This is a genomic window from Mesorhizobium sp. M0802, from assembly GCF_040320115.1.
Taxonomy (GTDB): Bacteria; Pseudomonadota; Alphaproteobacteria; order Rhizobiales; family Rhizobiaceae; genus Mesorhizobium.
This window is the reverse complement of the sequence record NZ_JAMYOY010000005.1, coordinates 165,124-176,710: the sequence shown is the minus strand read 5'-3', so window position 1 is coordinate 176,710 and position 11,587 is coordinate 165,124. Positions and strand designations below refer to the sequence as shown.

The window sequence follows — 11,587 nt, the reverse complement described above, 5'->3', positions numbered from 1 at the left end:
GACAATGGAGACAGGCCATGCGCCGCACCGCATTCGCAGTTGTTTCATTGCTGTTCGCGTTGTTCGTGTCGGCAGCCCTTGCCGGCGACGCCGAAGTCAAGGCCGGCCAGGCCGTCATCGATGGTCAGTTGAAGGCGCTCATCGCCAATGATGGCGCCAAGGCGTACAGTTTCGCCGCTCCAAATGTGAAGCGCATCTTTCCGACCGTCGACACCTTCATGAACATGGTGACCAACGGCTATCCGCCGGTGCGCCAGCCGCAGAGCTATTCCTTCGGCAAGGTCGAGCAGATGGGGCCAACTTCGCTAATCCAGCAAGTGCTGATCGTTGGGCCCGACGGCAAGGACTATGAGGCGGTCTACACGCTGGAACAGCAGCCCGACGGCAGCTTTCAAATCACCGGCTGCAGCTTGCGCGCAGCGAATTCGCTCAGCACCTAGATGTGCTTATAGCACCGGAATATCGCCCCTCGCCCATCCCTCTGAAATGTCTGATGTGCGCGCCTCGAAGGCCTTTGCCTCGATCGCGGCGCGAATGTCCTGCATCAGCTTCTGATAGTAAGACAGGTTGTTCCAGGTCAGCAGCATCGCCCCCAGCGCCTCCTGCGAGCGCACGAGATGGTGCAGATAGGCGCGTGAATAGTCGCGTGCCGCAGGGCAGTCGCTCTCCTCGTCCAGCGGCCGCGGATCGTCCGCATGGCGGGCATTCCTGAGATTGACCTTGCCGCGCCTGGTATAGGCCAGGCCATGGCGGCCGGCGCGGGTCGGCATCACGCAGTCGAACATGTCGATGCCGCGCGCCACCGATTTCACGATGTCGTCCGGCGTGCCGACGCCCATGAGATATCGAGGCTTGTTGTCAGGCAATTCCGGACAGGTGATCTCCAGCATATCCAGCATCACCGCTTGCGGTTCGCCGACGGCCAGGCCGCCGACCGCATAGCCCTTCAGCTCCATCGCGCTCAGCGCCTGCGCCGAACGCACCCTGAGAGCTGCGTTGTCGCCACCCTGGACGATGCCGAACATGGCCTTGCCGGGCTGGTCGCCGAACGCTGTCTTGCAGCGCTCGGCCCAGCGCAGCGACAGCTCCATCGCGCGCTCGATCTGCTTGAGGTCGGCCGGCAGCGCTGTGCATTCGTCGAGCTGCATCTGGATGTCGGAATCGAGCAGGCCCTGGATCTCGATCGAGCGCTCCGGCGACATCTCGTAGGCAGCGCCGTCAATGTGCGAGCGAAAGGTGACGCCCTTCTCGGTCAATTTTCTGAGCTTCGACAGCGACATGACCTGAAAACCCCCACTGTCGGTCAGGATCGGCTGTGGCCAGCGGGCGAACTCATGCAGGCCGCCAAGCCGCGCCACGCGCTCGGCGCCTGGCCGCAGCATAAGATGATAGGTATTGCCCAGAATGACGTCGGCGCCGACGCCGCGCACCTGGTCCATATACATGGCCTTGACCGTGCCGCCGGTGCCGACCGGCATGAAGGCCGGCGTGCGGATTTCGCCGCGCGGCATGTCGATGACACCGCGCCGCGCCTTGCCGTCGGTGGCGAGGATCTTGAAGGTGAATGTCTCAGCCATTGAATTCCTTGTCATGGACAGGCGCGCCTGGCGCCTGCCTGTCGAGCGACTGCCGGTATTGGATGCAGCCGCGCATGAATTTCGGCCATGGCGGCACAGCAATCGATGGATCGGTCTTTTCCGGCAGCAGGTCCCACAGGTTGGGATGATGCCAGCATAAATCATGGCCGGTAGAATCTCGGTGCTGGCGAATGCCGGCACGCAATTTCTTCACTTCAGCGATCAGGCTCTCGCGATCAAAGGCTTGCAGATCATCGTCCATGGCTCATCTCCGCTCGATAAAGCAGGCTTGCGTCTCCATAAGAGTAGAATCTGTAACGGTTCTCGATGGCATGAGCATAGGCCGCACGCATCGTATCTAGGCCGCTGAAGGCCGAAACCAGCATGAACAGCGTCGAACGCGGCAGATGAAAGTTCGTCATCAGCAGGTCGGCGGTCTTGAACCGATAGCCCGGCGTGATGAAGATGTCGGTCGGGCCGGACCAGGCGGTCAGCGAGCCATCAGGCCGTGCCGCGCTCTCCAGCAGGCGCAGCGAGGTCGTGCCGACAGCGATGATACGCCCGCCCCGCGCCTTGGCGCCATTCAGAGCGTCGGCTGTTGCTTCGCTGACCGAGCCGGTCTCGGCATGCATCTTGTGGTCAGCGGTATCGTCCGCCTTGACCGGCAGGAAGGTGCCTGCACCGACATGCAAGGTGACGAAGCGGCGTTCGATGGCTTTAGCGTCGAGCGCCGCAAACAGCTCCGGCGTGAAATGCAGGCCTGCGGTGGGGGCAGCGACTGCGCCCTCCTCCTTGGCATAGATGGTCTGGTAATCCGTCAGGTCGCGCGCGTCGTCGTTGCGCTTGGAGGCGATATAGGGCGGCAGCGGGATGTGGCCGACGGCATGCAGCGCCTCGTCGAGAAACGGCCCCGACAGGTCGAAACCGAGCAGCACCTCGCCGGCATCGCCCTTCTCGATCACCGTGGCATCGAGCTGACCGAGGAAACAGGAATTGCCGTCATGGCCGAAATGGATGCGGTCGCCGGCGGCGATGCGCTTGCCCGGCCGCATGAAGGCCAGCCAGCGGTCCGGCGCCATGCGCATATGCAGCGTGGCGTCGACCTGCGCCTGCGCTTCGCCGCGCCGCCTTATGCCTCTCAACTGGGCAGGAATGACCTTGGTGTCGTTGAAGACCAGCACGTCGCCGGCGTTGAGCAAGGACGGCAGGTCGCCAACCGCGCGGTCCGAAAGACCCTCGCCCGGCCTGACCACGAGCATTTTTGCGCTGTCGCGCGGCTCGGCCGGGCGCAGCGCGATGCGCTCCTCCGGCAGGTCGAAGTCGAAGAGATCGACGCGCATCAGTAGAGCCGGACGAGCAGTGCTCCGGCCAAGAGCAGCACCGCGCCGGCGATGCGGCCGAGCGAAATCTCGCGCACCGCCACGCCGAGGAAGCCGACCCGATCGATCAGCATGCCGGCCAGCAGCTGGCCGGCAACCAGGAACGCCATCAGCGCGGCTGCACCGATGCGCGGCGTAAGAATGGTCGACAGGGTGACATAGAAACCGCCGAGCATGCCGCCGGCGATGAACAGCCAAGGCGCAGGCGCCTTCCAGTCGAGCGAGATGTCCTGCAGCCGCACAACGGCAATGGAGATGATACCAAGCACGATCGCGCCCGACAGGAACGAAAACGCAGCAGCCGCGACCGGGAGCCCCAGGCCGCGCGCCAGCTGCGAGTTGATCGGCGCCTGGACGGCGATGAAGGCGCCTGACAGGATGCCGAGCAGCGACCAGACCACGCCCATCATCGTCGTTTGTCCTTACTTGACGTCGGCCGCGACCTTCAGCGACACGATCTTGTCGGGATCGACCACCGGCTCGCCGCGCTTGATCTTGTCGACATTGTCCATGCCTTCGATGACCTGGCCCCAGACCGTGTACTGGCGGTTGAGGAAAGCGGCATCGTCGAAGCAGATGAAGAACTGCGAATTGGCGGAGTTCGGGTTCTGCGAACGGGCCATCGAGCAGGTGCCGCGGCCGTGGTTCGCGTTGGAGAATTCAGCCTTCAGGTCCGGCTTTTCCGAGCCGCCCATGCCCGCACGCGAGGGCGCGAAGGTCGGCTTCGACGAATTGCCGAACTTCACGTCGCCGGTCTGCGCCATGAAGCCTTCGATGACGCGGTGGAAGACCACGCCGTCATAGGCGCCTTCGCGGGCCAGTTCCTTGATGCGGGCGACGTGGCCGGGAGCCAAATCGGGGAACAGTTCGATGACGACCTTGCCCTTGGTCGTTTCCAGGATGAGCGCGTTCTCGCGGTCCTTGATCTCAGCCATGTCGTATATCCTTTATCTCAGAAAAACAGATTGATTTGATTGGTTTACTTGTCGGCGGCGATGCGTACCTTGATCATGCGGTCGGGCTCGCTGACCGTGCCGTTGTCGGCCTCGTCACCCTTCTTGATCTTGTCCACCAGTTCGATGCCGCTGACGACATTGCCGACGATGGTGTACTGGCCATCGAGGTTCGGAGCCGGCGCGAACATGATGAAGAACTGCGAATTGGCGGAGTTCGGGTCCTGCGAACGGGCCATACCGAGCGTGCCGCGCTTGAAATGTTCGCTCTGCGAGAATTCGGCCGGCAGGTCGGGCAGGTCTGAACCGCCGGTGCCGACGGCCTCGGGGCTGAACCCCTTCTTCATGTTGCCGAACTTGACGTCGCCGGTCTGCGCCATAAAGCCGTTGATGACGCGGTGGAATGCGACATCGTTATAAGCCCCTTCGCGCACCAGCTTCTTGATCTGGGCGACATGCTTGGGTGCCAGGTCGGGGCGTAGCGCGACGGTGACGTCGCCGTTCTTCAAGGTGATGACCATGGTGTTTTCCGGTTCGGCGGCGAAGGCCGAAACGGATGCGGTCACGAGACCGGCAAGCACGACGAGGAACGAGGCGAGCTTTTTCAGCTGCATAAGGGATCTCCGAAGGTCTTTGTTAGGGTGCATGTCGTTGCCCCAAAACCGGCATCCACTTTTGGGCGACATGCACTATTTCGCGAATTTGGCGGTGAGCGCGCCGGCAACGGCGGCCGGCACGAACGGACGGATGTCGCCGCCCATCGAGGCTATCTGGCGCACAAGTGTGGCGGTAATGGTGCGTACCGACGGGCTGGCGGGCAGAAAAACCGTCTGCAGTTCCGGCGCCATCGTCTCGTTCATTCCAGCCATCTGCATCTCATAGTCGAGATCGGTGCCGTCACGCAGGCCGCGGATCATGATCGAGGCGCCATGCTTGCGGGCCGCGTCGATGACCAGCCCGTCAAAGGCGACGACCTTGATACGGTCGCCGTCGCGGCCAAATTCGGCCTTGGTCGCGGCCTCGATCAGCTTCACCCGTTCGTCGAAGGAAAACAGCGGCGTCTTGCCGGGGTGAGTGCCGATCGCCGCATAAACCGCGTCGGCGACAGCCAGCGATGCCTTCAGGACATCGAGATGGCCGTTGGTCAGCGGGTCGAAGGAGCCGGCATAAAGGGCGATGCGATCGGTCATGGGAGGTGCTTCTAGCGGGGCATTGGGCGGAAGGCAAATGCGATTGGGAACATCTGCGTGAACCTTTTCGCAGACATGAACGACAGATGAATGCCTTGATCACGAAGACTTCACGCCGCGTTCGCTAGTTTGCACTTCGGAAGATGAAACCAAAACCCGATCTAACCGTTGGATAGGCGCAGGAGAACACGCACATGCTGATCTACATGCTCGCCACCGCAATGACCGTCGCCATGCTGATCGCCACCGCATTCGGATTGCATAGCGAGGCAGAGCGCGTCCGTGTCCGGACAAAGCGGTTCGAAGGTTTCGGCGCTCGCTGGCCCCACCGTCACCCCTGATTTATTGCTAGTTTCTTGTTTGCGCCGGCCCATCGGGCCGGCGTTGTTGGTCAAAACCTATTCGGCGCTGTCCGGTACGGCATCTCCGGCCCCGGCCTCAATGACACTCTCTTCGACATCCTCGTCGGCCTGCGGCTCCGAGATCCGTTCGACCGAAACCACCTTTTCGCCTTCGGCGGTGTTAAAGATGGTCACGCCCTTGGTGGCGCGGCTGGCGAAACGGATACCGTTGACCGGCACCCGGATGACCGTGCCGCCGTCCGAAACCAGCATGATCTGGTCGTCATTGCCGACCGGGAAAGTCGCCACCAGCTGGCCGATCTCGGCCACCTTCGACACGTCGGTGGCGCGGATGCCCTTGCCGCCGCGTCCGGTCAGGCGGAAATCGTAGGATGACGAGCGCTTGCCGTAGCCATATTCGGTCACCGTCAGCACAAATTGCTCATGCGCCTTGAGCTCTTCGTAACGGCTGTCGGAAAGCTCGGTCTCCTCGCCAATCTCCTCATTGGTGAGTGCAATCTCTTCTTCCTCGCCGGTCACCTCGGCGGCAAGCCGCCGCTCCAGTGCTGCCCGCTTGAGGTAGGCGGAGCGTTCCGCCGGCGAAGCATCGACATGCTCGATCACCGACATGGAGATGATGCGGTCGGTCTCGGCCATGCTTATGCCGCGCACGCCGACCGAATTGCGGCTCTGGAAGACGCGCACATCGCCAACGCGGAAGCGGATGCACTGGCCGGAGCTGGCGGTCAAAAGCACATCGTCATTGTCTGTGCAGGTCTCGACGCCGAGGATCTCGTCGCCCTCCTCCTCCAGCTTCATGGCGATCTTGCCGTTGCGGTTGACCTGGACGAATTCGGACAGCTTGTTGCGGCGCACGGTGCCGCGCGTGGTGGCGAACATGACGTCGAGTTCGCCCCAGCTGGTCTCGTCCTCGGGCAGCGGCATGATGGTGGTGATGCGCTCGCCCTGCTCCAGCGGCAGCATGTTGATCAGCGCCTTGCCGCGCGACTGCGGATTGCCGATTGGCAGCCGCCAGACCTTTTCCTTGTAGACGATGCCGCGCGAGGAGAAGAACAGCACCGGCGTATGCGTGTTGGCGACGAACAGCCGGGTGACGAAATCCTCTTCCTTGGTCGACATGCCGGAGCGGCCCTTGCCGCCGCGGCGTTGCGCCCGGTAGAGCGACAGCGGCACGCGCTTGATGTAGCCGGAATGGCTGACGGTGACGACCATGTCCTCGCGCTGGATCAGATCCTCGTCTTCCATGTCGGCGCCGCCGTCGGTGAGCTCGGTGCGGCGCGGCGTGCCGAACTCGTCGCGCACGGCGGCAAGCTCGTCCTTGACGATCTGCTGGATGCGGGCGCGGGACGACAGAATGTCGAGGTAATCCTTGATCTCGTCGCCGATGGTGTTCAGCTCGTCGGCGATTTCGTCACGGCCGAGCGCAGTCAGGCGCTGCAGGCGCAGTTCGAGGATGGCGCGCGCCTGTTCCTCGGACAGGTTGTAGGTGCCATCCTCATTGATGCGATGGCGCGGATCGTCGATCAGCAGAATCAATGACTCGACGTCGCCGGAGGGCCAGCGCCGCTCCATCAACTGCTCGCGCGCCGTCTGCGGATCGGGCGCGGTGCGGATCAGCTTGATCACTTCGTCGATGTTGGCGACGGCGATGGCGAGGCCGACCAGCACGTGGGCGCGGTCGCGCGCCTTGCGCAGCAGGAATTTCGTGCGCCGGCTAATCACCTCTTCGCGGAAGCTGACAAACGCCTTCAGCATGTCGGTCAGGTTCATCACTTCCGGCTTGCCGCCGTTCAGCGCCACCATATTGGCGCCGAAGGAGGTCTGCAGCGGCGTGAAGCGGTAAAGCTGGTTGAGAATGACGTCGGCGACAGCGTCGCGCTTCAGCTCGATGACGACGCGGTAGCCCTGGCGGTCGCTTTCGTCGCGAATGTCGGAAATGCCTTCGATGCGCTTGTCGCGCACCAGCTCGGCCATTTTCTCGATCATCGAGGCCTTGTTCACCTGGTACGGGACTTCCGTGATGATGATCGATTCACGGTCGTTTCCGCGCTGTTCGACATTGACCTTGCCGCGCATGACGATGGAGCCACGGCCAGTCGCATAGGCGCTGTAGATGCCGGAACGGCCGAGCACGATGCCGCCGGTCGGGAAATCGGGACCCGGAATGATCTCCATCAGCGCCGGCAAATCGATCGCCGGATTGTCGATGATGGCGATGGCGCCGTTGCAGATCTCGGCCAGATTATGCGGCGGAATATTGGTGGCCATGCCGACGGCAATGCCGCCGGAACCGTTGACCAGAAGGTTGGGGAAGCGGGCCGGCAGCACCTTCGGTTCGGTGTCGGATGCGTCATAAGTCTCCTGGAAATCGACGGTTTCCTTGTCGATGTCCTCCAAGAGTTCATGCGCGACCTTGGTCAGCCGCGATTCGGTGTAGCGCATCGCCGCCGGCGGATCGCCGTCGATGGAGCCGAAATTACCCTGCCCGTCGATCAGCGGAACGCGCAGCGACCAGTCCTGCGCCATGCGCACCAAGGCGTCGTAGATCGAGGCGTCGCCATGCGGATGGTATTTACCCATCACGTCGGCGACCGGGCGGGCCGACTTCACATATTTGCGGTTCCAGTGGTAACCGCTCTCATGCGCCGCATAGAGAATGCGGCGGTGAACCGGCTTCAGGCCGTCGCGTACATCGGGCAGCGCACGGCTGACGATGACGCTCATGGCATAAGAGAGGTAGGAGCTCTGCATCTCCTCGATGATGGAGATGGGCTCGATGCCGGTAGGGCCGCCGTCGGCGCCGCGCGGGGGTTTTTGGTCGGTCAAATCGGATCACAATCTAATCAGGAATCACTGACCGCTTATATAGGAAGCACGGCCGAAACTCCAATATTCGTGGTGCTTTTCCAACGACAATTTCAGTGGCAATTTCAAATGGATAAAGCTGATTGCGACGATTTGGCCACAACGCATTTCGCCGCCGCCAGGGCAAAAGCCTGCGATGGACCGTTTTCCAAGCCAGAACGTATCAGGAGGCAGGCGGACGCATTAGCGGGTAGCCACCCGCCGGGCGCGATAGTCGCCGGGCGTTTCGCCCATGACGCGCCGGAAACGGCGGTTGAACGTCGACAAATCGTTGAAACCGGCCTCGAAGGCGATCGCCGAGATGGCATCGCCTGACATGCGCAGCCGCACCGCCGCGCGGTGCAGCCGGGTTCTCAGCAGAAACTGATAGGGCGTCATGCCGGCGACCTGCCGGAAGGTGCGCAGGAAATGATACGGGCTGGTCGCCGTCGCGCAGGCAAGCTCGGAAAGCGAGACCGGCCTGTCGGCATTGAGCTCGATCTGCCGCACCGCCTCGGCAACCCGTTTCTGGTCGCGGCGGCTCGGCGGTCGAACGCCAGGCACCGCATCGCTGGCGACGGGCAGTGCTGCGCCGGCAACTGCCAGTGCTGCGCCGGCAATTCGCAGGCCAAGCTCCTCAAAGGCGTCGATGTCGACCATCTCGCGCGCCGCTTCCGCCTCGGCCAGCAGCGATGTCAGCGCCGGCAAGGGCGGCATATGCGGCACGCCGAAGGCGAGCTTGCTCGCGCCGGGCACGTCGCTGGCGATGCGGTCGAGATAGGCCGGAGCGAAGTGGAAGGACAGGCAACGGTCGCCGGCGCCATGCTCATGCCCGCATTCATAGCAGGCGCCGACATTGCCGAGCAGGATCGCGCCCGGCGCCAGCATGGCGGCGCCTTGCCTGGTGCGGTAGCGGAAGGTGCCGCTGGTGACAGCGGCAACGCAGAAGGTGTCGTGCGCCTCCTCGAACGGGCGGTCGCCGGCGCCGGCCGTGCACAGCACGTCACAGACATACCAACCCTGCCCCGATGCCAAGTTTTGTTCGCTCGTCGTCATGGCTTGAAAGATAGCAATTTTTCCCAAGCGCGACACCCGGTCGGGGCCTATCGCTTGCAGCCTCCTGACACTACGAAGGCAGCAAGTATGATCGGTACATCCTCCTTTGCCGAAGCGCTCCACAGCGACGGCCCCAATTCCGGCCTGGCTGAAAAGCTGGATCTCTACGGCCGCTTCGTCGGCGCCTGGACATTCGATGCCACGCGCCATCTCGAGGACGGCACGGTTCTCACCGGAGGCGGCGAGGTGCATTTCGGCTGGGTCCTGGAAGGCAGGGCGATCCAGGATGTATGGATCCTGCCCGCGCGGGATGCCGGCCCCTCGCCTTCTCTCGGCAAATGGACTTTCTATGGCACAACGCTGCGGGCCTATGATCCCGGCTCGGATGCCTGGCACATCTTCTGGAGCGACCCGCGCAACCAATACTACAGCCGCCAGCTTGGTCGCGCCGAAGGCGACACGATTGTGCAGGTCGGCGCCGACGGCACTGGTTCCTCGGTCCGCTGGAGCTTTTCGCGCATCACCAAGGACAGCTTCCGCTGGCTCGGCGAGCGTTCGCACGACGATGGCAAGACATGGCGTCTCGAAGTCGAGTTCCTGGCGCGCCGCGTCGCCCAGGACTGATGACGCAACATATTGCAAAAAAGGTGAAAAAACATGCTTGACCATGTCTCGATCGGCGTCCGCGACACCAACGTTCCGAAGCCCTTCTACGATGCCGCGCTAAAGCCGCTCGGTTATTCCTGCCTCGGCCAGTCGCCAGGCTCACTGGGTTATGGTGCGCAAGCCGTCGCGCTGTGGGTGAACGACGCGGAGCGGCCAGTGCCATCGGACGAGAAGCCCGGTCTGCATTTCTGCTTTGCCGCGCCGACGAGGCAGAGTGTCGTCGCCTTCCATGCCGCCGCCTTGCGTGCAGGCGACAGCGACAATGGCGCGCCGGGCCTGCGCGCCGACTATGGCGAGGACTATTACGCTGCCTTCATCGTCGATCCCGACGGCTATCGCCTGGAGGCCTATTGCAACGCTGCCGCCTAACATAGCCGGCGTCTCCGGTATCGGCATCTCAGACGGTTCCCACCGGCCAGGCTTTGCTCTACCACTATCGTGGCGCAGGGGTCCGGCCCGGCGGGAGGGGTCAGCGATGCCGAGTTTCGACAGCCTGTTCAACGCCTTCGTCACCATTCTGGTGACCATCGACCCGCCAGGTCTCGCGCCGCTCTTCCTCGCGGTGACACGCGGCATGAACCGCGAGGAACGTCAGCAGGTCTCGGTGCGCGCCTCGATCATCGGCTTCCTGGTGATGGCGCTGTTTGCGGTGGCCGGGGCCTCCATCCTGTCGGTGTTCGGCATCACGCTGCCGGCTTTCCGCGTCGCCGGCGGGTTTTTGCTGTTCTTCATCGCGTTCGAAATGGTGTTCGAGCGCCGCCAGGACCGCAAGGAGAAGATCGGCGACGTCGCCATCACCAAGGACATGATCCACAATATCGCGGCCTTCCCGCTGGCGATCCCGCTGATCGCCGGCCCCGGTGCGATTTCGGCGACCGTGCTACTGTCGGGCTCGTTTCAGGGTTTTGCAGCACAAGCGGCGCTGGTCGGCATCATCTTCGTCTGCCTTGCCATCACCTATCTGGTGTTCGTGCTGTCGGAGCGCATCGACCGCATCCTCGGCCAGACCGGCCGCTCGATCCTCACCCGCCTGCTCGGCGTCATCCTGGCCGCGCTTGCGGTTCAGTTCGTCGCGGATGGCATCAAGGCGCTGATGGCGGGGTAACGGCAGCCCCTACTCCACCGCCGTATCGACGACCTTGAAATCGTGGGTGATGACAGCCGTCTTGGCCAGCATGGCCGAGGCCGAGCAGTATTTCTCGATCGACAGGTTGATGGCGCGCTGGACCTTGTCGCGCGACAGCGCGTGGCCCGTGACGATGAAATGCATGTGGATGCGGGTGAAGACTTTCGGGTCGGTTTCGGCCCGGTCGGCGTCGAGTTCGACAACACAGTCCTCGATCGCCTCGCGGCCTTTTTCGAGGATGTGGACGACATCATAGGCCGAGCAGCCGCCGGTGCCGATCAGCACCAGCTCCATCGGGCTCGGACCCGGCGTCTTGCCTTCCGGCCCGGAGGCGGTTCCTAGCACAACCTTGTGGCCGCTGCCGGACTCGCCGACGAAGGTGCGCTCCTCGACCCATTTGATCCGGGCTTTCACGGCAATCTTCCTTTCAGAAA

At 63.0% G+C, this 11,587-nt stretch carries 15 protein-coding genes; 5 read left to right on the top strand and 10 right to left on the bottom strand.

Annotated features, from left to right (window positions below; genetic code table 11):
• Nucleotides 1-17 precede the first annotated feature (17 nt).
• Nucleotides 18-440, top strand: coding sequence for a DUF4864 domain-containing protein (locus NKI10_RS10615; RefSeq protein WP_023684643.1), 423 nt, complete (start codon nt 18-20; stop codon nt 438-440).
• A gap of 6 nt (nt 441-446) precedes the next feature.
• Here NKI10_RS10615 and tgt read toward each other — a convergent pair whose 3' ends face one another.
• From tgt to coaD, 7 genes are all read right to left on the bottom strand, one after another.
• Nucleotides 447-1,577, bottom strand: a complete 1,131-nt coding sequence (gene tgt / locus NKI10_RS10610) for a tRNA guanosine(34) transglycosylase Tgt (RefSeq protein WP_352859829.1) — start codon at nt 1,575-1,577, stop codon at nt 447-449.
• Nucleotides 1,570-1,839 carry a hypothetical protein gene (locus NKI10_RS10605; protein WP_023684641.1) on the bottom strand — a complete coding sequence of 90 codons (270 nt, stop codon included), beginning with the start codon at nt 1,837-1,839 and terminating at the stop codon, nt 1,570-1,572. Before NKI10_RS10605 ends, tgt begins: the two co-directional genes overlap by 8 nt.
• A complete protein-coding gene (gene queA / locus NKI10_RS10600; protein WP_352859827.1) occupies nt 1,829-2,917 on the bottom strand; it encodes a tRNA preQ1(34) S-adenosylmethionine ribosyltransferase-isomerase QueA in 1,089 nt (362 codons plus the stop codon). Before queA ends, NKI10_RS10605 begins: the two co-directional genes overlap by 11 nt.
• On the bottom strand, nt 2,917-3,366 hold the full coding sequence (locus NKI10_RS10595; RefSeq protein ID WP_023693398.1) for a DMT family transporter: 450 nt from the start codon (nt 3,364-3,366) through the stop codon (nt 2,917-2,919). Before NKI10_RS10595 ends, queA begins: the two co-directional genes overlap by 1 nt.
• Before the next feature lie 12 nt (nt 3,367-3,378).
• A complete protein-coding gene (locus NKI10_RS10590; protein WP_023696509.1) occupies nt 3,379-3,891 on the bottom strand; it encodes a peptidylprolyl isomerase in 513 nt (170 codons plus the stop codon).
• 44 nt (nt 3,892-3,935) lie between these two features.
• Nucleotides 3,936-4,430 carry a peptidylprolyl isomerase gene (locus tag NKI10_RS10585; protein WP_352545852.1) on the bottom strand — a complete coding sequence of 165 codons (495 nt, stop codon included), beginning with the start codon at nt 4,428-4,430 and terminating at the stop codon, nt 3,936-3,938.
• Nucleotides 4,431-4,598: 168 nt separating this feature from the next.
• The gene (gene coaD, locus NKI10_RS10580; RefSeq protein WP_352859824.1) at nt 4,599-5,099 is read right to left on the bottom strand and encodes a pantetheine-phosphate adenylyltransferase; all 501 of its coding nucleotides are present in this window, start codon (nt 5,097-5,099) and stop codon (nt 4,599-4,601) included.
• 194 nt (nt 5,100-5,293) lie between these two features.
• On the opposite strand from coaD, the gene NKI10_RS10575 reads away from it, so the two are divergent.
• Entirely contained in the window at nt 5,294-5,440 is a 147-nt protein-coding gene (locus NKI10_RS10575; protein WP_023700785.1) for a hypothetical protein, read from the top strand.
• A gap of 57 nt (nt 5,441-5,497) precedes the next feature.
• Here the strand turns inward: NKI10_RS10575 and gyrA are convergent, their stop codons facing one another.
• A complete protein-coding gene (gyrA, locus tag NKI10_RS10570; protein WP_352859822.1) occupies nt 5,498-8,287 on the bottom strand; it encodes a DNA gyrase subunit A in 2,790 nt (929 codons plus the stop codon).
• Nucleotides 8,288-8,509: 222 nt separating this feature from the next.
• Nucleotides 8,510-9,361, bottom strand: a complete 852-nt coding sequence (locus NKI10_RS10565) for a helix-turn-helix transcriptional regulator (protein ID WP_023684637.1) — start codon at nt 9,359-9,361, stop codon at nt 8,510-8,512.
• An 87-nt stretch (nt 9,362-9,448) separates the two neighbouring features.
• On the opposite strand from NKI10_RS10565, the gene NKI10_RS10560 reads away from it, so the two are divergent.
• The 3 genes from NKI10_RS10560 to NKI10_RS10550 all read left to right on the top strand — a co-directional run bounded on the left by NKI10_RS10560 (nt 9,449) and on the right by NKI10_RS10550 (nt 11,132).
• Nucleotides 9,449-9,985, top strand: coding sequence for a hypothetical protein (locus tag NKI10_RS10560; RefSeq protein ID WP_023670951.1), 537 nt, complete (start codon nt 9,449-9,451; stop codon nt 9,983-9,985).
• A gap of 33 nt (nt 9,986-10,018) precedes the next feature.
• The gene (locus NKI10_RS10555) at nt 10,019-10,396 is read left to right on the top strand and encodes a VOC family protein (RefSeq protein ID WP_023684636.1); all 378 of its coding nucleotides are present in this window, start codon (nt 10,019-10,021) and stop codon (nt 10,394-10,396) included.
• Between the two features lie 106 nt (nt 10,397-10,502).
• A complete protein-coding gene (locus tag NKI10_RS10550) occupies nt 10,503-11,132 on the top strand; it encodes a MarC family protein (RefSeq protein ID WP_023670949.1) in 630 nt (209 codons plus the stop codon).
• 9 nt (nt 11,133-11,141) lie between these two features.
• On the opposite strand, the gene NKI10_RS10545 is transcribed toward NKI10_RS10550, so the two are convergent.
• The gene (locus tag NKI10_RS10545; protein WP_023684635.1) at nt 11,142-11,567 is read right to left on the bottom strand and encodes an OsmC family protein; all 426 of its coding nucleotides are present in this window, start codon (nt 11,565-11,567) and stop codon (nt 11,142-11,144) included.
• Nucleotides 11,568-11,587: the final 20 nt, after the last annotated feature.